A 22707-nucleotide genomic window follows, 5' to 3' on the forward strand; every position below is an offset into this window, starting at 1 on the left:
GGCGGGGGGCGGAGGAGCAGGCGGAGGCGGGAGCGCAAAAGCTGGCCGGCCTCCCGGCTCCCTCTCCCGCGCAGCGGGGGAGGGTTGGGGTGGGGATGCTCGCCCGGGGACGGCGCCTGTTCCACCCCCTCACCCCAGCCCTCTCCCCCAGGGGGGAGAGGGAGGCAGAAGCGCCCTGCTGGCCCAAAGGGGGGCTACGCCCCGGGCGATCAGGCGATCAGGGTTTCGGTTGCAGCTGCCGGCTGCGGCTGGCGCCAGCGCTGCAGCAGCGCGTCCCATTTGGTGCGCGCAGCCTTGAGGTGGCGCTCCTTCACATGGCCATAGCCCCGGATGCCTTCGGGGATGGAGGCGATCTCCACGGCCAGCGGCAGGCGCTCGGGCGTCAGGCCGGCCAGCAGCTCGTCGATGCAGGCGCGGTACTCCTGGATCAGCGCGCGCTCGGTGCGCCGCTCCTCGGTCTTGCCGAACGGATCGAGCGCCGTGCCGCGCAGGCCCTTCATCTTCGTCAGCACGCCAAAGGCGCGGCGCATCCAGGGGCCATAGCTTTGCTTGACCAGCTCGCCCTTGTCGTTTCTCTTGGCAGTGGCTGGCGGTGCGAGGTGATGCACGATCCTGTAATCACCCTCGAACATGCCCTCGATGCGCGCCAGGAAGGCCGGGTCGGTGTGCAGGCGCGCCACTTCGTACTCGTCCTTGTAGGCCATCAGCTTGAACAAGTAGCGCGCCACGGCTTCCGACAGGCGCGTGCCCTGGCCCAGGCGCTGCTCGGCAGCGCGCACCCGCTCGACGAAGGCGCGGTAGTCCTCGGCATAGGCGGCGCTTTGGTAGCCGCTCAGGAAGTCCACCCGCTTGGCGACGATCTCGGCCAGCGCCGGCTTTTTCACGAATTCGATGACCTGCGTGGTCGTCAGCAGCGCCTGCACCTCGGACGGGTTGTGTGCCAGGCGCCGGCCCCACTCGAAGGCCGCCTGGTTGTTGGCCACCTGCACGCCATTCAATTCCATGGCCCGCATCAGCGCCGCGTGCGACAGCGGCACGCGGCCCTTTTGCCAGGCGTAGCCCAGCAGCAGGGGGTTGGTGTAGATGCTGTCGCCCAGCAGCTGGGTGGCGGCGCGGTCGGCATCGACCACGCCCAGCAGCGCGCCGCCCACGGCCTGGGTGATGGCGGCCTCGCAACTGCCCGTCGGGAACTGCCAGTCGGGGTTGTGGACGAAGGCCGCCGCCGGCGTGCCGTGCGTGTTCAGCGCGACGAAGGTGCGCCCCTCCTGCATGGCAGCCAGCGTGACCTTGCTGGCGGCGACGATGGGGTCGCAGCCGATGATGAGGTCGGCCTTGGCCGTGTCCACCTTGGTGGTGTGGATGGCCTCGGCCCGCTGGGCGATCTGCACGTGGCTCCAGGTGGCGCCGCCCTTTTGCGCCAGGCCCGCCGCGTCCTGGGTGATGACGCCCTTGCCCTCCAGGTGCGCCGCCATGCCCAGCAGCGAGCCGATGGTGATCACGCCCGTGCCGCCGACGCCGGCCACGACGATGCCGAAGGCCTCCTCGGCCAGCGGCAGCACCGGCTCGGGGATGGGCGGCAGGCTGGCGAGGTCGCCCTTTTTTTCCTTCCTGGGCTTTTTGAGCTGCCCGCCCTCGATGGTCACGAAGCTGGGGCAAAAGCCCTTGACGCAGGAGTAATCCTTGTTGCAGGTGCTCTGGTTGATGCGGCGCTTCCTGCCGAACTCGGTCTCCACCGGCTCCACCGACAGGCAGTTGGACGCCACCCCGCAATCGCCGCAGCCCTCGCAGACCAGCTCGTTGATGAGCACCGTCTTGGCCGGCGTGGCCAGCTTGCCGCGCTTGCGGCGCCGACGCTTTTCCGTGGCGCAGGTCTGGTCGTAGATCAGCGCCGTGCAGCCGGGGATGTCGCGCAATGCGCGCTGGATGCGGTCGAGCTCGTCGCGGTGAAAGACCTCAATGCCCGGCGGCAGGTCGTTGAGCAGCTCGGGCTGGCCCTCGCGCGCGGCATTGGCCGGGTGCGTGCGGCCGGCGTATTTTTCCGGCTCGTCGGTCACCACGACCAGTTTTGCCACGCCCTCGGCGCGCAGGCTGTGCGCGATCTGCGCGACCGAATGCCCCTCGGGGCGCTCGCCCACCTGCTGGCCGCCGGTCATGGCCACGGCGTCGTTGTAGAGAATCTTGTAGGTGATGTTGGCGCCCGCCGCGATGGATTGGCGGATCGCCAGCAGGCCGCTGTGGAAGTAGGTGCCGTCGCCCAGATTGGCAAAGACGTGCCGCTCCTTGGAAAACGGCGCCTGGCCGACCCAGGTCACGCCCTCGCCGCCCATCTGCGTGAAGGTGCTGGTGGCGCGGTCGGGCATCCAGTTGGCCATGTAGTGGCAGCCGATGCCGGCCACGGCGCGCGAGCCTTCGGGCACGCGGGTGCTGGTGTTGTGCGGGCAGCCGCTGCAGAACCACGGCGTGCGCTCGCCGGTTTGCAGCTCCTGTGCGGCCAGGCCGCGCTCGCGTGCATCGATCACGGCCAGGCGCTCGTTCATGCGCGCCATGATGTGCTCGGGCACGCCCAGTCTGGCCAGGCGCCTGGCAATCGCCTTGGCGATCAGCGCCGGCGTCAGGTCGGCCTGCGGGCGCAGCAGCCAGTGCTGGCTGGGGTTGGGCTGGCTCCACTCGCCGCCCGAATGGTCGCCCTCCACCTCGTCGAATTTGCCCAGCACATGGGGGCGCACGTCGGCGCGCCAGTTGTACAGCTGCTCCTTGAGCTGGTATTCGATGACCTGGCGCTTTTCCTCGATGACCAGGATTTCCTGCAGGCCTTGCGCAAAGTCGCGCGCGCTGGTGGCCTCCAGCGGCCAGACCACGTTCACCTTGTGGACGCGGATGCCCAGCTCGCGGCAGGTGGCGTCATCGAGGCCCAGATCCACCAGCGCCTGGCGCATGTCGTTGTAGGCCTTGCCGCTGGCGATGATGCCGAAGCGGTCGCGCGCGCCGCCCTCGATCACGTTGTGGTTCAGCCGGTTGGCGCGCACATAGGCCAGCGCGGCATACCACTTGTGGTTCATCAGGCGCGCCTCCTGCTCCAGCGGCGCGTCGGGCCAGCGGATGTGCAGGCCGCCCGGCGGCATCTCGAAGTCCTGCGGCAGCGCGATCTGCACGCGATCGGGATCGACCGAGACGCTGGCGCTGGACTCGACCACCTCCTGGATGGTCTTCATGCCCGACCACAGGCCGGAGAACCGGCTCATGGCGAAGGCGTGCAGGCCCATGTCCAGGATGTCCTGCACGCTGGCGGGGAAGAACACCGGGATGCTGCAGGCCTTGAAGATGTGGTCGCTCTGGTGCGCCGCCGTGCTGCTCTTGCTGATGTGGTCGTCGCCGGCCACAGCGATCACGCCGCCGTGGCGCGCCGTGCCGGCCATGTTGGCGTGCTTGAAGGCATCGACGCTGCGATCCACGCCCGGGCCCTTGCCATACCAGATGCCGAACACGCCGTCGTATTTCTTGGCTTGCGGGTAGATGTCCAGCTGCTGCGTGCCCCAGACGGCGGTGGCGGCCAGCTCCTCGTTGACGCCGGGCTGGAAGACGATGTGCTGCTCGGCCAGGTGCTTGCGCGCGGCCCACAGCGCCTGGTCGTAGTTGCCCAGGGGCGAGCCGCGATAGCCGCTGATGAAGCCGGCGGTGTTCAGGCCCGCCTGCGCGTCGCGCTGGCGCTGCAGCATGGGCAGGCGCACCAGCGCCTGCGTGCCGCTCATGAAGGCGCGGCCTTTGTCCAGGGTGTATTTGTCGTCGAGCGTGACGCTTTCGAGCGCACGCCGCACGTGCTCGGGCAGGGGGGCATTCATGGGGTTGTCTCCGTGGGGGCGGCGTGCCTCCTGGGTGGCGGGCACGGCCAGGCAGGGCCGGGGGGCGCAAAATGGCAGTGTATGCGCGACAGGCCGATATGTTTTTGCTTTTTTGCCGTGATAACCTTGATCCGGGAAATAATATTGCTCAAAAATCGCAGAAATGGAATCTTTGGATAAATACGATCTGGCCATACTGAACGAGCTGCAGCGCGATGGCCGCCTCACCAACACCGACCTGGCGCAGCGCGTGGGCCTGTCGGCGGCGCCGTGCTGGCGGCGCGTGCGCGCGCTGGAGGAGGCGGGCTACATCCGGGGCTACCGCGCCGAGATCGACCGGCACCGGATCGGCCTGGGCGTGCTGGCCTTTGTGCGCCTGGACGCCGAGCGCATCCGCGGCGACCTCACGCGCGCCATGGAGGAGGCCATCGCGCCCATCCCCGAGGTCGTGTCGTGCCACTACATCAGCGGCACCGGCACCTTCGAGCTGCAGGTGGTGGCGCGCGATCTGGAGAGTTTTTCGCAGTTCGCGCGCACGGTGCTGTTGAACCTGCCCAATGTGAAGGACATGCACACCAGCTTCTCGCTGGGCGAGGTCAAGGCCGGCGGCGCGCTGCCGCTGGCGCACCTCAAGGCCTGAGGGCGGTTGTTGCTGGCTTTCAATATTGATAGCTGGCAGCGCTTGTCCAGCAAGGGTTTGAGCCGGTTTTCATTCATTTTCCACGGATGAGTCGGGGCTGTCCGGGGCCTGCTGCCCGCCTTGGCCCCGGGGCCGCCACAATCGGCGCACATGCCTGCCCAACCTGTCCACGACGGCGCCCCTGCGCCCGCCCCCGCCAGCGCGCCCTCCCAGGCCGCCGATACCGCCGAAGCCACCGCCAGCGCCGAGCTGCGCCACAGCAGCGCCCAGCGCGCCGAGCAATCGGCCTTTGCGCCGCTGAAGGTGCCGGTGTTTCGCATGTTGTGGCTGACCTGGCTGGCGGCCAACACCTGCATGTGGATGAACGACGTGGCCACCGCCTGGCTGATGACCACGCTGACCAGCTCGCCGGCGCTGGTGGCGCTGGTGCAGACGGCCTCCACGCTGCCGGTCTTCCTGCTCGGCCTGCCCAGCGGCGCGCTGGCCGACATCCTGGATCGGCGGCGCTACTTCATGGCCACGCAGTTCTGGGTGGCCGCCGTGGCCGTGGTGCTGTGCGCGGCCATCCTGATCGGCGGGCTGTCGGCCTGGACGCTGCTGGCGCTGACGTTTGCCAACGGCATCGGCCTGGCCATGCGCTGGCCGGTGTTTGCCGCCATCGTGCCCGAGCTGGTCAATCGCCAGCAACTGCCGGCGGCGCTGGCGCTCAACGGCGTGGCCATGAACGCCTCGCGCATCATCGGCCCGCTGGTGGCCGGCGCCATCATCGCCAGCGCCGGCAGCGCCTGGGTGTTCGTGCTCAATGCCGTGCTGTCCGTGATCGCCGGGCTGACCATCATGCGCTGGCAGCGCACGCCCACGCCGCAGCCGCTGGGGCGCGAGCGCCTGGCCAGCGCCATGCGCGTGGGCCTGGCCTTCGTGCGCGAGTCGCCGCCCATGCGCGCCGTGCTGTGGCGCATCGCCGTGTTCTTCCTGCACGCCACGGCGCTGCTGGCGCTGCTGCCGCTGGTGGCGCGCGGCCTGGAGGGCGGCGGCGCCGGCACCTTCACGCTGCTGCTGGCCTCCATGGGCGCGGGGGCGGTGGCCTCGGCGTCCTTCCTGCCGCGCCTGCGCCAGCGCATGTCCATGGATGCGCTGGTGGCGCGCGGCACGGCGGCGCAGGCGCTGGCCACGGCAGTGGTGGCGGCGGCGCCCAACGTCTATGTCGCGGTGCCGGCCATGATCGCCGCCGGCGCGGCCTGGCTGACCACGGCCAACTCGCTCACTGTCTCGGCCCAGCTGGCCCTGCCCAACTGGGTGCGTGCGCGTGGCATGTCGATCTACCAGATGTCCATCATGGGCGCGACGGCGGGCGGCGCGGCGCTGTGGGGCCAGGTGGCCAGCTTCAGCAGCGTGCGCGCCAGCCTGGGCGTGGCGGCGCTGTCGGGCGTGCTGGTCATGTTGCTGGTGCAGCGCCGCGTGCCGGGACGCCACGGCGACGAAGACCTGAGCCCGGCGCTGGCACACAACTTCCGCCGGCCCGAGGCCGACACGCCGCCGGCTACCGGGCTGCGCCTGGTGACCAGCATCGAATACTTCATCAACCCGGCGCACGCAGCGGACTTCCGCGCCGTGATGCACGACAGCCGGCGCGCCCGGCTGCGCGCCGGGGCGCTGTCGTGGGAGCTGCAGCACGACATCGAAGACCCCGGGCGCTACGTCGAGCGCATCGTCGATGAGTCCTGGACGGAGCACCTGCGCCGCTTCGAGCGCATCACCGCCTCGGACGTGGCGCTGCGCGACCGGCGCTTTGCCTTCCACGTGCGCGAGGCGCCGCCGGTGGTCTCGCGCTATGTCGTGGAAGGGGATTGATGCTACTTAAAAGATAGCTATTAGCGCTTGTCTGCAAAGGGCTGGAGCCGTTTTTGGCCAAAAATCCAGCGTCAGCGCTCAGCCGGGCGGCACCCCCTGCCCGAGCACCTTGTCCAGCACCTCCTGCAGCACCTGTACCAGCAGGGCCGGCAGCGCCTCGGCCTCGGACGCTGGCGTGTGCAGGGCGGCGCGCAGGGCCGGCCAGCGGGCGTCGAGGGCGGCGTCCAGCGCGGCGGGCCAGCGGGCGGCCAGGGCCTGCAGCGCCGGCGGCGCCAGGCGCGCCTGGTGGGTCAGCAGCAGATACAGCAGGCAGGCGGCCTGGACGCTGGCGCGCAACGCGTCGGCAGTGCTGGCCGGATCGGTGCCGGGCGCTGCGGTGGTGATGGCAGCGGCGGCGGCATCGGGCAGGGCGGGGCGGCGCGTGCGGCCCTGCAGCGTCCAGGCCGCCGTGCCGCCCAGCAGCGCGCCCAGGGCGGTGCCGGCGCCCAGCGTCAGCCCGCCCAGGCCCAGGTCGAGTAGGGCGCCGGCCTTGGCCCCGGCGGCAGCGCCGGCAGCCGCGCCGGCAGAGGTGCCGACCACGGCGCGCAGCGGATCGCCTGCACTGCGGCTGGCGCCAGCCGCCGAGGCGTCCGGGGCGGGCGTGCCGGCTGCCACGGCGCCGGCAGTCGGCGCCGCCGGCAGCGTTGCCGGCAGGGCCGCCGGCAGCGCGGTATCCGGGTGCAGGGCGTGCAACACGCACAGCTCGGCCTGCAATTGCCTCAACTGCTGCATCTCCTGCGATTGCTGTGGCTGTGCCGGCCCGGCTGGGGCTGTGCCGTCGCCCGCCCCGGCTGCCTTGACCTCCTGCGCAGCGCCGGTCGGCATCGCCTCGGTCGGGACGGCGGCACAGGCGCGCAGATGCCGGGCCAGCAGTTGCGCCGCCTGCCGTAGCCGCAGCCGGTTGCCTTCCTGCCAGGCGGCGGCCAGGCGCTGCAGCGCAGCCGTGTGGCGCGGCAGCACGCCGATCAGGCGCTCGGGCAGCAGCGGCTCCAGCGGCCAACTGGCGCCCCACTCGTCCCAGGGCAGGGCCAGCGCCGGCGCCTTCTGCCAGGCAGGGGGCCAGTGCCCGGGCGCCGGCGTGGCCCAGGGCAGCAGCACGGCATCGACCGGCAGCAGCCGGCCCTCCACGTCGCCGGGCAACACGGCGCGCAGCGTGTCCGCCAGCGCCGTGCCGGTGGCGTCCCGGTGCAGCGCCAGCACGGCCAGCAGCGCCGCGCCCTGGCGCTCGCCGGCGCCGACCACGCCCAGCACCAGCTCGGTGGGCAGGGCCGCGCGCAGGCCGTCGAAGGCCGCAGCGTCCAGGTCGAGCCGGCACTGGCGCGCCAGCCGCGCCTCGCGCCAGCGCGCCCCGCCGGCCAGGGCCAGGCGCGGCAGCACCACCACCAGCGCCAGCAGGCCGACGTACATCCAGACCCAGCGCCCGCCCGCCGTGCCGGTGCCGGCGAAGTCCTGCGCGGCGGCGATCTCGGCCAGCGAGAACGGCTCCAGCCCCAGCACCGTGAGCGGCGCAAACAGCACGCGGGCGATGGCGTGTACCTGCGCGGCGTCCAGGAAGGTGCTCTCCCAGCCGAACTGGTAGCGCACCACCAGCCCGCGCAGCAGCAGCGACAGCGCCAGCCCGGCGCCCCAGGCGGCGGCGCACAGGTGCAGCGTGCGGCTGAGGCGCGCGCCCTGCAGCGCCGGCGTGGCGGCCAGCCAGCGGGCGTGGAAGTCCGCCGCGATGCGTGCCGCCAGGCCGCGCCCGCTGCCGGGCAGGCGCGCCAGGGCGGCGTGCAGCCAGCGCTGCGGCAGTGCGCCTGCAGCGCCTGCACCGGGCCGCCCGCGCAGCAGGGCGCGGCCCAGCAGGCTGGCGTACATGAGCAGATTCCACCCCAGCACCAGCAGCAGCGGCGGCGACAGCAGATCGACCCGGTGCGCGTTGGCCACGCGGTCTGCCGCCAGGCCCAGCGCCAGGGCGATCAGCGGCAGCGCCCGCATCAGCCAGCGCCCGCGCGCGTCGCCGGCGTGCAGTGCGGCGATGGCGCCTTCGCGGCCAGCGGCGCGCTGCACCACGGCGGCGCTGTGCGCCAGCAGCACGTCGGCCAGCCGGGGCCGGGCCACGCCGCGCGCCTGGGCGCCAGCCAGGGCGGCTTGCAGCGCCGCTGCGCGCTCGGGGGCGCTGACCAGCGTCTGGGCGCGATCGACCTGCTCGATGGCCTGGGCCAGCAGCACCTCGCGCAGCGGCGCTTCGGGCAGCATCAGCACGCCTTCGCCAGTGGAATGGAGTGCTTCGTTATTCATAGCTGTCAGCGCTTGCTAGGTAAGGGTTTAAGGCCGATTTTGTATATTTTTAGCTGAGAAAAGCGACCGGCCCCGGCCCGGCCGCGCCCCATGTCCCACGCACCACGCCCAGCCTCCCACAGCCGCGCGCACGCTCCTATCGCAGCGGGGCGTTGCGGGGCCACAGCGCCCACAGCCGCAGGCCCTGCTTGAGGCGCCCGGCGACGTCGCCCGCCTGCTCGCCCCAGCCGGTGAAGTAGTCCGCGCGCACTGCGCCGACGATGGCGCTGCCCGTGTCCTGCGCCAGCACCAGGCGCGACAGCTGCACCGCGCTGCCGCTGGAGGCCAGCCAGACCGGCGTGCCGTAGGGGATGCTGGCGCGATCCACGGCGATCGAGCGCCCGGGCGTCAGCGGCACGCCCTGCGCGCCGCGCGGGCCGAAAGCGGCGTCCAGCGGCTCCAGCGGCTCCTCGCGGAAGAACACGTAGCGCGGGTTGGCCCACAGCATTTCCTGCACCCGCTGCGGGTTGGCCTGCGTCCAGGCGCTGATGCCTGGCCAGGTGGCGTCGCGCACCAGGCCCTGGTCGAGCAGCCAGCGGCCCACGCTCTTGTAGGGGTGGTCGTTGGTGCCGGCATAGGCCAGGCGCACCAGGCGCGTGCTGCCGTCGGCCTCGCGCACCAGCAGCCGCCCCGAGCCCTGGATGTGCAGCACCAGGGCCGCCACCGGGTCGCGCACCCAGGCGATGGCCCGGCCCATGAGCTGGGCGCGCGCCTCGGGCAGGGTATCGATCTGCTGGCGTGTGTACCAGGGCCGGCGCGTGGCCAGATCGGCCGGCGCGCGGTACAGCGGCACGTCAAAGCCGTTGCCCGGGGTGCGCGAAGCCTCCAGGAAAGGCTCGAAGTAGCCGGTCAGCAGGCCATCGACGGCGCCGTCCAGAGCCTCGATGCGATAGGGCTGCAGGCGCTCGACCATCCAGGCGCGTTGCTCGGCATCGCTGGCAATGGACAGGCGGCGCACCTCGCCGCACAGCGGGGCGAAGACCGGCGGCGGACGCTCGCAGCTGCGCAGCCAGGCGTTCCAGGCCTCGTGCAGGCTGTCGGTCTCGAAGCCGGGCAGCTCGTTCCACGAGGCCGGCACCCAGCGGCTCTTGCTGACCGGGGGCTGGCCGGTCAGGGGGCCGCTGGGGCCGGGCGCGCTGGTGGGCGCGGCAGACGGTGCCGACGGTGCGCCTGCCGCCGGGCGCAGCGGTGGCACGGCAGCGGGCGGCGCTGGTGGCCGGCTTGAGCAGGCGGCCAGCATTCCTACAATCGCTGCGGTCGCAGCCAGGCGCAGGAGACGGGATTTCATCAGGAGCTGGCGGTGGGTGGCAGCCTCCCCCGTGCGAGGGGTGGCTGGTGCTTTGATGGGGCAGGGGGACGACCTCCCCCGGATTCGTCCCGAGAGGGGCGTGGATTGGAACATGGGACTGATTTTGCTTGAAGCCCTGCTGGCACTGGTGCTGCTGCTGGCCATCGTCTGGTGGACTATGTTCGCCGGCAGGAAGCGCGGCGAGTTGCCCGATGCCGTGGGCGACGCCGCCGCCGAGGTTGGCACCGACCCCAGCCGCGCCCCCGCCCTGATGCCGCGCAGGCAGCAGCGCCCGCGGCGCCCGCCCCGTCGGGGCCGCGCGAGTGACGCCGCACGCCACCCGCCCGGCCCGCCGCAGCCCGGGCTGACATTTGTTTGCAGGCCCTGGCGCCGGGCCTGCCAGCCGTCCTACATCATGGGGCGAACGCCCCGGCTACGCTGCCCGGCACTGCTTTTTCCGTCCTTTTCTTTCATGTCGCCCCATGCGGGCAGCAAGGAGCTTTTCATGCGCAAGCCATTCGTTGTCGCCAGCCTGTCGCTGGCCCTGTTTGCCGTCGGCTGTGCCGACATGACCGACACCCAGCGCCGCACCGCCATGGGGGCCGGCGCGGGCGCCCTGGGCGGCGCCGCCATCGGTGCCGTGACCGGAGGCCATGCCGGCACCGGTGCCGTGATCGGCGCCGGCGTGGGCGCCCTGGGCACCTACATCTGGTCGCAGCGCATGGAGCGCCAGCGCCAGGACATGCAGGCCGTCACCCAGGGCACGGGCGTGGTGGTGACGCAGACGCCGGACAACCAGCTCAAGCTGGACATCCCCAGCGACATCTCGTTTGCCGTCAACCGCGCCGATGTCGAGCCCAACTTCCGCCCCATCCTGGATCGCTTCGCCGAAGGCCTGCGCGCCAACCCCAATGCCGACGTGCGCATCATCGGCCACACCGATTCGACCGGCACCGACGCCATCAACAACCCGCTGTCCATCGAGCGCGCCGCCAGCGTGCGCAACTACCTGACGGCGCGTGGCGTGAGCGGCGCGCGGATCTATGTCGATGGCCGTGGCTCGCGCGAGCCGATCGCCAGCAACAACACCGCCGATGGCCGGGCGCGCAACCGCCGCGTGGAAATCTACATGGGCGAACGCCAGGGGTGAGGTTGAGCGTCTGGCGCTGAGCGTTGGGCGGTCGTGTTCCCGCTCAGCCGCCCCCGCCCCGCCGGGCGCAGCAAATTGGCCAGCTCCACCGCCGAGCGCACCTGCATCTTGTCGAACACGCGCGCGCGATGCACCTCCACCGTGCGCACGCTGATGGCCAGCTGGTCGGCAATCAGCTTGTTGGGCAGGCCGCCCACGACCAGGCGCATCACGTCGCGCTCGCGTTCGGTGAGTTCGCGCAGGCGCTGCTCCAGGTGCTGCTGCTCGCGCCACTGGGCCAGATGGGCGGCGGAGGCCTGCAGCGCCGCCTGGATGCGATCGACCAGCAGGTTGTCGGAAAACGGCTTTTCACAGAAATCGAAGGCGCCGCGCTTGACGCTGGCCACGGCAGTGGGCACGTTGGCATGGCCGGTCAGGAAGATGACCGGCATGGCGGCAGTCTCGCCGCGCTCGACCAAGCGGTCGAACAGCGCCAGCCCGCTCATGCCGGGCATACGCACATCCAGCAGCAGGCAGGCTGCCTGGCGTTGATGCACGCCGCGTGCCATGCGATCGGCCAGCATCAGCTCGAAAGCCTCGGCGCTGGCGAACGATTCGCTCAGCACGCGGCGCGAGCGCAGCAGCCAGGCCAGGGCCTGGCGCACTTCGGCGTCGTCATCGACGATGTAAACGGTGGCGGTATCCATGGGGCATTCAGATGGTGGGGCCGGCTGCCGGCGCGGCAGGCAAGGTGAAGACGAACAACGTACCACGCCCCTGGCGCGCGCTGTGGCCCAGGTGCCCGCCGTGCTGCTCGACCACCGTGCGGCACAGGCTCAGGCCCAGGCCCATGCCCTCGGCGCGCGTGGTGTAGAGCGGCGTGAACAGGCGTTGCGCCACCTCCTGGTCGATGCCGCAGCCGTTGTCGGCCACGCCGAACTCCAGCCAGCGCTGCATGGCCTCGCCAGTGCGGCAGCGCACGCGCAGCTCCAGCAGCGGCGTGCCGCCCGGCGGCGGCGCGTCCATGGCCTGCAGGGCGTTGCGCGTCAGGTTCAGCAGCACCTGCTCGACCATGGTGCGGTCGCACAGGGCGTCGGGCAGGCCGGCGGCAATGTCCAGTTCAACCTGGATGCCCAGCTTGCGTGCCTGCAGGCGCACGATGGGCAGCACGGCGTCCAGCAAGTCCTGCGCGGCCACGGCCTCGCGCGTGTGCGCGCGTCGGCGCACGAAGTCATGCACGCTCTTGATGACGCGCCCGGCGCGCTCGGCCTGCTGGGCGATGCGCTGCACGGCGAGCTGCACCTCGGCCAAGTCCTGTGGCTCGGGCAGGCCGGCGCCGGGCGCTGGCTGCAGCAGGTTCAGCGAGCCGCTGGCGTAGCTGGCGATGGCCGCCAGTGGCTGGTTCAGTTCGTGGCTGAGCAGCGAGGCCATCTCGCCCACAGCGGCCAGGCGCGCTGTGGCCTGCAGCCGCTCGTGCGTGGTGCGCGACAGCTCCTCGGCGCGGCGCTGCTCGCTCACGTCCAGGATGGAGCCCATCCAGCCGGTGTGCAGCCCCCGGGCGTTGATCAGCGGCGATTCATAGACCATGACCGGAAAGCGCGTGCCGTCACGGCGCATGAAGACCGATTCGTAGCCCTGCTGCGACGGACTGGTGTGCGCGGCCATGCGCCAGACTTGGCGCGCGGTGTATGCGTCGGCATGTTCGGGTGGCCAGTAGGGCAGGGGTGCGGCCTGGCCGACGATCTCGCTGGCGTCCAGGCCCACCATGGCGCAGAAGGCCCGGTTCACATAGGTCACGCGGCCCTGCAGGTCGCGTGCGCGCAGGCCGGTCACCAGCGAGTCCTCCATGGCCTTGGCAAACGACAGCGCCTCGGCCAGGTCGCGCTCGGCGCGCAGGCGCCGGCGCGTGTCGCGCACCAGCACCCCCAGCACCGACACCAGCGCGATCGACATGGCTGTGACCAGGGCCGGGAGCACGTTGGGGAAGGTACTGGGTGCGGCGTGCCAGCCGTCCAGGCGCAGCACCAGCGTGCTGCCTGGCAGGTCGAACAGCGACCGTGCGGAGAACATGCGCGAGCCGCGCCGCTGCGCCGCCAGCAGCGCCAGGCGCGTGCCGTCGGTCTCGGTGAAGGACGCCTCCTGGGTGTGCGTCAGCTGTGGCGCGACGACCTCGCTCAGGAGCTTTTGCAGCGAGTACGTGGCGACCAGAAAGCCATGCACGCGCCCGGCCTGGATCAGCGGCAGGCATAGCTCCATCAACTCGGCGCCGCCGCCGTCCGGCAGGGGCTGGAAGTAGGTGCTGGAGTAGGCCGCGCCCACGAGGCGGCGGGCGTTGGCGCAGGCCAGCGCAGTCTCGGAGTGCGCCGCGCTGTGGTCGGGTGCGGTCTGCGGCATGGCCTGCCAGGGCGAGAGCACCTGCGCCAGTGGCTGCAGCCGGGTGTTCAGCCACTGCAGGCGCATGATGTCGCGGTGCTGGCTGAGCAACTCGCCGGCGCGGCCCTCCCAGGCCAGCAGTGCCGCGCTGTCTGTGGGCAGGGCGCGCAGTTCCTGTTCGTTGCGCGCCAGGGCGTTGCGCAGCTCGGCCACCACGTCGGCGGCGTCGCGCTCCAGCCGATCCTGCACCTGGCTGGCCTCGTAGCGCCCGGCCAGCCAGACCAGGGTGACGAGCACGCCAGCCACCAGCGCACCCAGCAAGGCCCACAGCGACCAGCGCCGCCAGGCGCCCAGCCAGCGCCGGGGCAGGCGCGCCAAGTGCGCCATCAGGCGGGCCGGGTGGCGGCGCTGCAGCAGCGCGGCAGGCGAAGTCACAGGACGCGGTGCTCCAGCGCCGGCAGGCGCAACCGGGCGGCCTCCAATTGCGTGGCGTCCAGCTCGGCCAGCACCACGCCCGGGCCTTCGGCCTGCAGCGCGGCAATGGTGCCCCAGGGGTCGATGGCCATGCTGTGGCCCCAGGTGCGCCGGCCATTGTCGTGGCGCCCGCCCTGCGCCGGCGCCAGCACGAAGGCCAGGTTCTCGATGGCGCGCGCGCGCAGCAGCACTTCCCAATGCGCCTGTCCGGTGGTGTGGGTGAAGGCGCTGGGCACCAGCAGCAGCTCGCAGCCCAGGGCGGCGTAGTGGCGATACAGCTCGGCAAAGCGCAGGTCATAGCAGACCGACAGGCCGATCTGCCAGCGCCGGCCAGCGCGCGCCTGCAGCGCGAAGCTCACCGGCTGGCTGCCGGCGGCGATGGTGCGCGCCTCGTCAAACTGCTCGGCGCCGTTGTCGAAGCGAAACAGGTGCATCTTGTCGTAGCGCGCCACGCACTGGCCATCGGGGGCGAAGACCAGCGAGCTGTTGTGTACGCGCTCCGGGGTGCCCGTGGCCAGGGCCAGCGTGCCGCCGACGATGGTCAGCCCCAGCTCGCGCGCGGCCTGCGCCAGGAACTGCTGCACCGGCCCGTCGCCAAAGGCCTCGGGCTGCGTGAGTTTGTCGCGCTCGTGCAGGCCCATGCAGCTCCAGTACTCGGGCAGGACGGCCAGCTCGGCGCCGGCGTGTGCGGCCTGCTCCAGCAGGGTGCGTGCCTGCTGCAGGTTGTCCTGCACCACGGGGCTGGAGACCATCTGGATGGCGGCGACTTTCATGGTTTGCTCTCCTTGGGGGACGTTGGGCTGGCCGGGCCGAGCAGGCTGCGCGGCAGGCGCTGCACGCGCGGCTCGTCCCAGGTGCCGTCGATGCGGAACTCCTGCGTCGCCGCCTGCATCAGCGGGCCGCGCAGAAAGACCTGGGCCAGAAAGCTGCTCAGGCCGATGACCGGGTTGATGGCGGTGGCCACCAGCGAGGCCGTCATGGCGTTGATCTCGGGCACGACCACGACGTGCAGCTCCTGCGTCTCGCGCTCGATGTCGGCGCGGCCCTCCATCAGCACGGCGGCGTTCACGCCCTTCATCTGCAGATTGTTGCTGGCGGCCACGCCGCGCTCGATTTGCACGTCGCCGCGCACGAAGTCGAAGGCAAAGCCCTGGCTGAACACGTCGCGGAAATCCAGCGACAGGCGGCGCGGCAGCGATTGCAGGCTGAGTACCGACAGCAGCCTGGCCAGGCCTGGCTCGGCCCTGAGGAACTGGCCGGACTGCACCTCGATGTGCATCTGGCCGTCCATGGTGCGCCAGTCGGGCGCCAGCGGAGTGCCCAGCCAGCCGAGCCGGCCATCGATGCGGCCACGGCCGGCGCGCAGCACGCCCTCCATGCCAAAGCGCGCCAGCAGGGCGCCCGAGTCGCGGATATCGAGCTGGAAATCCAGCGCCGTGCGCCGCTGCTGCTGGGGTTGCTGCGCGCCAGCCAGCAGCGTCCAGCTGCCGCTGGAAGTCAGCGCCGCCTCGGGCGTCGCCAGATCGAAGCGCGCCAGGCGCCATTCGCGCTGACCTTGATCGTTCAGGCGGTTGTGCGCGGCGATCTCCAGGCGCCCCAGGCGGCGCCCGTGCAGCTCGAAGTCCTGCACCACGATGTCCAGCGCCGGCAGGGTTTCGGGCTGCGGCGCGTCGCTGAGCAAGGCCTCGACCTGCTCCTCGCTGGCTTTGGGCAGCGCCAGCCGGGCCAGGCGGGCGTGCAGCGTGCCGGCACTGGCCGGGGCATTGGCCGAGGTGCTGGCCGGGGCATATTGCACATAGCCATTGAGTTCGCCGGCGTCGATGTTGGCGCGCCAGGTGCGGCCCTGCTGCGAGGCGCCGGCCACTACCCGATGCAGCGTGCGACCGCCAGCCGTCAGGCGTGCAGCGCGCAGGCCGACGCTGGTGGGCAGATAGTCCCGGGCGGTGTCGGTGGCTGCGCTGGCCGGTGACGCCGGCAGGCCGGGCGGCGGCTGCAGCAGGGCCAGCCAGGCGTCGGCATCGAAATCCTCGAACACGGCATTGGCCACCACGCCCTGTGGCGGCAGCGCCGGCGGGTCGAGCGCTGCCTCGCCCACGGCGATGGCGCCGCGCAGCACGCGCGCGCTGCCGGCCTCGTCCAGCGCACGCACATAGGCCAGGTGCGCCAATTGCCCCAGTTCGATGCGCAGCTCGTCGGCCAGCGGTGCGCTGGCCGTGGCGGCGGCCTCGGGCGTCAGGCGGCGCTGTAGGCGCAGGGGCAGCGCCTCCTGGGCGGCCTTGGCCAGCGGCGGCGGGGCCTGCAGCGCCAGGCCGACCAGGTCGCTGGTCACCAGCAGCTCGGCCTGGCCCCGGCGCACGCCCAGCACCAGGTTGTAGGCGGCACTGCCGCTGGCGTGGCCGGCCAGGCGTGTCACGGCATCCCACAGGCCGGCGTTGCGCAGACCCTCGGCGCTGGCCGTGCCCTGGGCGCGCACGCGCACCTGCGCCTCGCCCCCGGGGCGGCGCGCATCCCGCCATCGAGCACCACCGGCCCGCCCAGGGCGCGGCCCTGCACGCCGGCCAGGGTGAAGCCATCCTCGGTGAATTGCACGCTGCCGCGCGCGCCGGCCACCAGGGGCGACTCGGGCACGAAGCGCACGTCGTTGCCCTGCAGCTGCACGCTGCCGCGCACGGCGGATCTGGCCAGATCATCGATGGGCAGCGTCAGGCCCAGCGCCAGCTCGGCGCCCCCGCTGGCGCTGGCCGCATCCAGCGCGCCCTGCGTCAGATCGGCCACGTGCGAGTTGCGCACCAGCGCCAGCATGTCGGCCAGCGGCCCGCGAATCTGGCCATCGACCTCGACCACCGGATGCTCCAGGTCGGCAATGCGCGCGCCGGTGCTGTGTACGCGCAATTGCGGCGCGCCGGCCAGCGTGCCGGCAGCGCCCTGCACCCGCATGGACGAGCCTTCGAAGATCAGCTCGCCGCCCAGGCCCGACAGCGCCGGCCAGGGCCGCTCGCCCGGCTGCTGGGCGCTGGCCGGCACATAGGCGTATTCGACGCCCCTGACCTGGGCAGCGATGCGGAACTCGCCCTTTTTGCCATCGGAAAATGGGAAGTCCTGCAGACCGCCCTGCACGCGAAACTGCACCCGGCTGGCGCTGCCGGCGCTGATGGCGTCGCGCACGTAGTGGCGCGCCTCCTGCGGCACGGCCAGCGGCAGGTAGCGGTGTACGCGCGTGGCATCGGCGCGCGTGAGCTGGCCCGACAGCTCCAGCACGCCCGGCAGGCGCCCATCGCCGCCACCCGCGCCACCCGTGCTGCCCGCGCCGGTATGCCAGGCCAGGCGCGCCTGGCCCTCGGCGTCGGCGTTGGCAAAGCGCAGGTCGCTGGCCTGTACGCTGATTTGCTCGCCCTCGATCTGCCAGCGCACACTGGCCGACAGGCGCTGCACGGCAACGAGCGCGTCCTCGAACACGCCGGGCAGGGCCAGGTGGCCATCGCGCATGGCCAGCTGCGCCTGGCCGCCGGCCTGGCTCAGCTCGAACTGCACGTCCGCGCCGGCCAGGCCCGGCACCTGCGCCGGCCCGCCGTGCGCGGCCAGCGCCAGGCCGCGCACCTGCGCGCGCACCTGGTAGTCGCGCGGTGCCTGCAGCGGCCCGTGCCACTGCGCCGCCAGGCCTTCGACCTGGCCCGCCGGCGCATAGGTCGCCAGCGCCCGGTGCAGCGCCTCGCCCAGCGGCAGGCGCGCCGCCAGCTGGGCCAGCACGGCCAGATCGAGCCGTTCGGCACGCAACTCACCCGCACCGCTGTGCGTGCCGGCATCGACCTGGCGCAGCAGCAGCTGGCCGCCCGGCCAGTGCTGCCCGCCGGCAGTGGTGAAGCGCAGCTCCTCGGCGCGCAGCTCGAAGCCGCCATCGAGCCGGCGCGCACTGGCGCGGCCCGTGATGCGGCGCAGCGCCAGCGGCTGCAGATCCTGGCCCAGGGTGGCCTCGACCTCGGACAGCGCCATGTCCACCGTGGCGCCCACCAGCTGCCCGCGCCGCACATCGCCCCAGGCGCGCACGCTGCCTGCGCCCTGCGCGATGGACAGCGCACCCAGATCGACGTGGCGCTGCAGGCGCGAGACATCGGCGCTCGGGAAGTGGCCATAGAACTGCCCGCTCCAGGTCTGCCAGTTGCCGGCGTGCTGGCTGAGCAGCCGCTGGCGGAACTGTCCGCGCAGCGTGAAGCGCTCGCCCCAGCCGGGCGCCGGCGTGGCGTCCAGGCGCACGGCGTGGCGACGGCTGCCGTTGCGCAGCACCAAATCGACCTCATGCAGCGCCAGCGGCGCCACACCGCGCAGCTCGTCCACATAGCGCAGCGTGCCGCCCTGGATGAACACCTCGGGCTGGGCAAACAGCCAGTCGGCGGCGCGGCTGTCGGCCTCGCCACTGTCGCGAAACGCCATGCCGGCGATGAAGATGCGCCCGTCCGGCGCGCGGCGTATGTCCAGCTGCGGCGCCTCGATATAGATTTGCTCGAAGCCCAGGCGCAGCAGCGAGCGCGGCGACAGCGCCACCACCACGCGCGGCAGTTGCAGGCCGGGCCGGCCCTCCTCGCCCAGCAGCGTGACGCCCGACAGCTGCACCGTCGGGAAGATGCCGTTGCTGGTGGCGGCGATGGCGGCCACGCGCACCGGCACCCCCAGGGCGCGTGTGGCCTGGCGCTCCAGGTGCGGACGCAGGCTGTCGATGCGCGGCACAATCCAGCCGTGCAGGCCTGCCCAGGCAGCCGCCAGCGCCAGCCAGGCCGCCGCCGTCAGGCCCAGCGCCCAGCGCGCACAGCCCGCCATGAATCTCAGAAGGCGGGAAGGAAGGGCGGGCGACTCGGACATTTGCGGTGGCGGGTGGTGGCGGGAATTATGGAACCTCTACTTTTCGCTTGTCCCGATGCCGTCTTCCCCAGCCCTGGCACTGTCCCAGCCCCAGCCCCTGTCGCAGCATTCACGCTTCTTGCAGCGCCTGGAGCGTCGCTATGGCGCCGAGCTGGCCCTGCTGCCCGCCGGCGTGCCCGCGCGCCAGGACATGGAGCAGACCTGCGACGCCCTGCTGGCGCGCGGCCACGGGCTGGGCGCGGCGCTGCGCATCCTGCGCCAGTTGATCCTGCACCGGCTGATGGTGCTGGACTGCGACGCCGGCGCGCCGCTGGCCGACATCACCACGCCCATGACCGAACTGGCCGAGCTGGCCCTGGAGCGCGCCAGCCAGCACGCCTGCGCCGAGCTGCAGGAGCGCCACGGCACGCCGCAGGCGCCCGACGGCAGCGCCGTGCTGCTGTGGCTCATCGGCATGGGCAAGCTGGGCGCGCGCGAGCTCAACGTCTCCAGCGACATCGACCTGGTCTATGTCTATGAGTGCGACGGCGAGACCAGCGGCCGCGCCGATGGCCGGGGCCGGCTGTCCAACCATGAATACTTCGCCCGCGCCGCCCGCGCCCTGCACGCGCTGATCGGCGAGACCACCGAGCACGGCTTCGTCTTCCGGCTCGATCTGGCGCTGCGGCCCAATGGCAACTCCGGCCCGCTGGTGTGTTCGCTGGCCGCGCTGGAGGAGTATTTCCTGGCGCACGGGCGCGAGTGGGAGCGCTTTGCCTGGCTGAAAAGCCGCGTCGTCGCGCCGCGCACGGCCCTTCGCAGCAGCGGCGTGCAGCGCCTGCGCGAAGTGGTACTGCCCTTTGTCTTCCGGCGCTATCTGGACTACAGCGTGTTCGACGCGCTGCGTGCGCTGCACCGCCAGATCCGCGAACATGCCCTGCGCCGCGCCAGCGGCCACCCCGAGCGCGCCAACGACGTCAAGCTCTCGCGCGGCGGCATCCGCGAGCTGGAATTCACCGTGCAGCTCTTGCAGGTGGTGCGCGGCGGGCAATTCCCGGAGCTGCGCTGCCGGCCCACGCTGGAGGCCATCGCCCGCCTGGTGCAGGGCGGCCTGATGCCGCCGGCCACGGGCGCGGCGCTGGCGCAGGCCTATGCCTTCCTGCGCCGCGTCGAGCATCGCATCCAGTACCTGGACGACCAGCAGACCCACGTGCTGCCCACGCGCGACGACGACCTGGCCTGGCTTGCCGCCACGCTGGGACTGCCGTGCTGCGACTTCCTGCGCGAGCTGGACACGCACCGCGAACTGGTGGCGCAGGAGTTCGACCGCCTGCTGGGCGGGCCGCAGAAAAAGACCGGCTGCAATGGCGGCGGCTGCGCCGGCCCGCGCGCCCAGGCTGGCGCTGGCCCGAATGCCCCGACCTGGACGCCCTGGCCGCGCAACTGCCGCCGGCGCTGGCCAGCCGGGTGCAGGCCTGGCGCACGCACCCGCGCGTGCAGGAGCTGCGCGAGCGCTCGCGCGAACGCCTGGCGCTGGTGGTGCAGCGCACCGGCGGCTGGCTGGCCGAAGGCCGCTTCACCGAGGAGGCCGCCGCGCGGCTGCTGGACTGGCTGGAGCCGCTGCTACGCCGCGAGAGCTATCTGGCGCTGCTGCTGGAGCGCCCGGCGGTGCATGAACACCTGCTGCACCTGCTGGGCGCAGCGCGCTGGCCGGCGCGCTACATGATGCTGCACCCCGGCGTGATCGACGAGCTGGCCGGCGGCGCCATCCTGGGCGAGCGCTTCGTGCCCGAAGACTTCGAGCGCGAGCTGGCGTTGCGCCTGGCCGCGCTGCAATCGACCGGCGAGGACGATGACGAGAACCTGCTCGACCTGCTGCGCCGCGCGCACCACGCCGAGGTTTTTCGCACCCTGGCGCGCGACGTGGAGGGGCGCATCAGCGTGGAGCAGGTGGCCGACGACCTGTCGCTGCTGGCCGACAGCGTGCTGCGCGTGACCAGCCAGTGGTGCTGGCAGCGCCTGAAGAACCGCCATCGGCAGGAGCCGCGCTTTGCCATCATTGGCTACGGCAAGCTGGGCGGCAAGGAGCTGGGCTACGGCAGCGACCTGGACATCGTGTTCGTCTTCGACGATGGCGACGAGCGCGCCCCCGAGGTCTATGCGGCCTTCGTGCGCAAGCTCATCAACTGGCTGGCCGTCAAGACCGGCGAGGGCGATCTGTTCGAGATCGACACCGAGCTGCGGCCCAACGGCAACTCGGGCCTGCTGGTGAGCAGTTTCGACTCCTATGCCGACTACCAGTGCCAGCGCGGCAGCAACACCGCCTGGACGTGGGAGCACCAGGCCATGACGCGGGCGCGCTTCGTGCTGGGGGCCGAAGACCTGCGCGCACGCTTCGACGCCGTGCGCCAGGCCGTCATCACCGCGCCGCGCGACCTGGGCGCGCTGGCCGGCGAGATCATGGCCATGCGCGAGCGCCTGCGCGCCGCGCACGCCACAGCCGCCGACTGGTTCGACATCAAGCACGGCCACGGCGGGATGCTGGACGTGGAGTTCGCCGTGCAGTACCTGGTGCTAGCGCACTCGCGCGCCCACCCCGAGCTGCAGGACAACAAGGGCAACATCGCCCTGCTGGCGCGCGCCGAGGACGCCGGCCTGCTGCCCGCCGGCCTGGGCCGCGCCGCCGCCGATGCCTATCGCACGCTGCGCCTGATCCAGCACCGCGCGCGCCTGGACGAACAGCCGGCGCGCGTGCCCACCGGCGGCCTGGGCGCCGAGCGCGAGGCCGTGCAGGCGCTGTGGCAGGCGGTATTTGCTTGAATTTTGATAGCTGCCAGCGCTTGTCTGGCAAGGGTTTGAGGCCGATTTGGCTGAATAATTCCACCCCGTCGATAAAATCCCCACCATGTCCGCCTCCCTGCCTGCCGTCCCGGCCCTGCCCGATGAACAAATCCTGCGCCTGGCCCGCGACACCCTGGCCATCGAGGCGCAGGCGCTGCACGGCGTGGCCGCGCGCCTGGGCGCGCCCTTCGTGCAGGCCGTGCAGCTGCTGCTGGCCACCACTGGGCGCGTCATCGTCATGGGCATGGGCAAGAGTGGCCATGTCGGGCGCAAGATCGCCGCCACGCTGGCCTCCACCGGCACGCCGGCCTTCTTCGTCCACCCGGCCGAGGCCAGCCACGGCGACTTAGGCATGGTGACTGCCGGCGACCTGGTGCTGGCCCTGTCCAACAGCGGCGAGAGCAGCGAGCTGAACGTGCTGCTGCCGCTGCTGCGGCGCCAGGACGTGCCGCTGGTGGCGCTCACGGGCCGGCTGGATTCGACCCTGGCGCGTCATGCCGACGTGGCGCTGGACTGCGGTGTCGAGCGCGAGGCCTGCCCCTTGAATCTGGCGCCCACCGCCAGCACTACGGCGCAACTGGCGCTGGGCGATGCGCTGGCCGTGACGCTGCTGGACGCGCGCGGCTTCCGGCCCGAGGACTTTGCCCGCTCGCACCCCGGCGGCGCGCTGGGCCGGCGCCTGCTGACCCATGTGCGCGACGTGATGCGTGGCGGCGACGCCGTGCCGCGCGTGCTGCCCGAGGCAGATTTCGGCCAATTGATGCGCGAGATGAGCGCCAAGGGCGTGGGCGCCGCCGCCATCGTCGATGAGGCCGGCCGGCCCCTGGGCATCTTCACCGACGGCGACCTGCGCCGGCGCATCGAGGCCGGCCTGGAGCTGCGCGCCCTGCGCGCGCGCGAGGTCATGCACGCCGGGCCGCGCACCATCGCCGCCGACGCCCTGGCCGCCGACGCCGCGCGGCTGATGGAGCGCCACGCCATCACCAGCGTGCTGGTCACCGACGTGCATGGCGGCTTGGTGGGCATCGTCCACATTGGCGACCTGATGCGCGCCAAGGTCATCTGAAAGAGACAGGTTGCG

At 72.0% G+C, this 22707-nt stretch carries 12 protein-coding genes and 1 pseudogene; 5 read left to right on the forward strand and 8 right to left on the reverse strand.

Features of this window, described 5'->3' with window-relative positions; translation table 11 throughout:
• Positions 1 to 209 precede the first annotated feature (209 nt).
• Positions 210 to 3839, reverse strand: coding sequence for an indolepyruvate ferredoxin oxidoreductase family protein (locus IDM45_RS14755; protein ID WP_209423523.1), 3630 nt, complete (start codon positions 3837 to 3839; stop codon positions 210 to 212).
• A gap of 163 nt (positions 3840 to 4002) precedes the next feature.
• Between IDM45_RS14755 and IDM45_RS14760 the strand changes: the two genes are divergently transcribed.
• Positions 4003 to 4479, forward strand: a complete 477-nt coding sequence (locus IDM45_RS14760) for an Lrp/AsnC family transcriptional regulator (protein ID WP_209423524.1) — start codon at positions 4003 to 4005, stop codon at positions 4477 to 4479.
• Between the two features lie 150 nt (positions 4480 to 4629).
• On the forward strand, positions 4630 to 6330 hold the full coding sequence (locus IDM45_RS14765; protein WP_209423525.1) for an MFS transporter: 1701 nt from the start codon (positions 4630 to 4632) through the stop codon (positions 6328 to 6330).
• 78 nt (positions 6331 to 6408) lie between these two features.
• On the opposite strand, the gene IDM45_RS14770 is transcribed toward IDM45_RS14765, so the two are convergent.
• Together IDM45_RS14770 and mltA are read right to left on the reverse strand one after the other, a co-directional pair.
• A complete protein-coding gene (locus IDM45_RS14770) occupies positions 6409 to 8649 on the reverse strand; it encodes a DUF2868 domain-containing protein (RefSeq protein WP_232653816.1) in 2241 nt (746 codons plus the stop codon).
• 136 nt (positions 8650 to 8785) lie between these two features.
• Complete coding sequence (mltA, locus tag IDM45_RS14775; RefSeq protein ID WP_209423526.1) at positions 8786 to 9976, reverse strand: murein transglycosylase A; 1191 nt, start codon at positions 9974 to 9976, stop codon at positions 8786 to 8788.
• Between the two features lie 505 nt (positions 9977 to 10481).
• Here mltA and IDM45_RS14780 point away from each other — a divergent pair.
• Positions 10482 to 11126, forward strand: coding sequence for an OmpA family protein (locus IDM45_RS14780; RefSeq protein ID WP_209424153.1), 645 nt, complete (start codon positions 10482 to 10484; stop codon positions 11124 to 11126).
• Here the strand turns inward: IDM45_RS14780 and IDM45_RS14785 are convergent.
• The 5 genes from IDM45_RS14785 to IDM45_RS17985 are packed head-to-tail and all read right to left on the reverse strand — an operon-like array spanning position 11102 to position 18764.
• Positions 11102 to 11812, reverse strand: coding sequence for a response regulator transcription factor (locus IDM45_RS14785; protein WP_209423527.1), 711 nt, complete (start codon positions 11810 to 11812; stop codon positions 11102 to 11104). The two genes, IDM45_RS14780 and IDM45_RS14785, sit on opposite strands and share 25 nt — an antisense overlap.
• 7 nt (positions 11813 to 11819) lie before the next feature.
• Entirely contained in the window at positions 11820 to 13865 is a 2046-nt protein-coding gene (locus IDM45_RS14790) for a two-component system sensor histidine kinase NtrB (RefSeq protein ID WP_209424154.1), read from the reverse strand.
• Between the two features lie 44 nt (positions 13866 to 13909).
• The gene (locus IDM45_RS14795; protein ID WP_209423528.1) at positions 13910 to 14725 is read right to left on the reverse strand and encodes a carbon-nitrogen hydrolase family protein; all 816 of its coding nucleotides are present in this window, start codon (positions 14723 to 14725) and stop codon (positions 13910 to 13912) included.
• Positions 14722 to 16425 carry a YhdP family phospholipid transporter gene (locus IDM45_RS18150; RefSeq protein ID WP_325168987.1) on the reverse strand — a complete coding sequence of 568 codons (1704 nt, stop codon included), beginning with the start codon at positions 16423 to 16425 and terminating at the stop codon, positions 14722 to 14724. The genes IDM45_RS14795 and IDM45_RS18150 overlap by 4 nt, the downstream gene beginning before the upstream one ends.
• Complete coding sequence (locus IDM45_RS17985; RefSeq protein ID WP_267912114.1) at positions 16362 to 18764, reverse strand: YhdP family phospholipid transporter; 2403 nt, start codon at positions 18762 to 18764, stop codon at positions 16362 to 16364. The genes IDM45_RS18150 and IDM45_RS17985 overlap by 64 nt, the downstream gene beginning before the upstream one ends.
• A 97-nt stretch (positions 18765 to 18861) precedes the next feature.
• On the opposite strand from IDM45_RS17985, the pseudogene glnE reads away from it, so the two are divergent.
• Together glnE and IDM45_RS14810 are read left to right on the forward strand one after the other, a co-directional pair.
• Positions 18862 to 21605: pseudogene (gene glnE, locus IDM45_RS14805) on the forward strand (bifunctional [glutamate--ammonia ligase]-adenylyl-L-tyrosine phosphorylase/[glutamate--ammonia-ligase] adenylyltransferase).
• Positions 21606 to 21690: 85 nt separating this feature from the next.
• Positions 21691 to 22692, forward strand: coding sequence for a KpsF/GutQ family sugar-phosphate isomerase (locus IDM45_RS14810; RefSeq protein WP_209423529.1), 1002 nt, complete (start codon positions 21691 to 21693; stop codon positions 22690 to 22692).
• The last annotated feature ends 15 nt before the right edge of the window (positions 22693 to 22707 follow it).

The sequence above is a fragment of the Melaminivora jejuensis genome (genome assembly GCF_017811175.1).
Taxonomy (GTDB): Bacteria; Pseudomonadota; Gammaproteobacteria; order Burkholderiales; family Burkholderiaceae_C; genus Melaminivora; species Melaminivora jejuensis.

Coding starts and splice junctions, on each gene's coding strand:
- IDM45_RS14755 (WP_209423523.1), bottom strand. CDS start 3,839: ATGAATGCCCCCCTGCCCGAGCACGTGCGGCGTGCGCTCGAAAGCGTC.
- IDM45_RS14760 (WP_209423524.1), top strand. CDS start 4,003: ATGGAATCTTTGGATAAATACGATCTGGCCATACTGAACGAGCTGCAG.
- IDM45_RS14765 (WP_209423525.1), top strand. CDS start 4,630: ATGCCTGCCCAACCTGTCCACGACGGCGCCCCTGCGCCCGCCCCCGCC.
- IDM45_RS14770 (WP_232653816.1), bottom strand. CDS start 8,649: ATGAATAACGAAGCACTCCATTCCACTGGCGAAGGCGTGCTGATGCTG.
- mltA (WP_209423526.1), bottom strand. CDS start 9,976: ATGAAATCCCGTCTCCTGCGCCTGGCTGCGACCGCAGCGATTGTAGGA.
- IDM45_RS14780 (WP_209424153.1), top strand. CDS start 10,482: ATGCGCAAGCCATTCGTTGTCGCCAGCCTGTCGCTGGCCCTGTTTGCC.
- IDM45_RS14785 (WP_209423527.1), bottom strand. CDS start 11,812: ATGGATACCGCCACCGTTTACATCGTCGATGACGACGCCGAAGTGCGC.
- IDM45_RS14790 (WP_209424154.1), bottom strand. CDS start 13,865: ATGGCGCACTTGGCGCGCCTGCCCCGGCGCTGGCTGGGCGCCTGGCGG.
- IDM45_RS14795 (WP_209423528.1), bottom strand. CDS start 14,725: ATGAAAGTCGCCGCCATCCAGATGGTCTCCAGCCCCGTGGTGCAGGAC.
- IDM45_RS17985 (WP_267912114.1), bottom strand. CDS start 18,764: ATGGCGGGCTGTGCGCGCTGGGCGCTGGGCCTGACGGCGGCGGCCTGG.
- IDM45_RS14810 (WP_209423529.1), top strand. CDS start 21,691: ATGTCCGCCTCCCTGCCTGCCGTCCCGGCCCTGCCCGATGAACAAATC.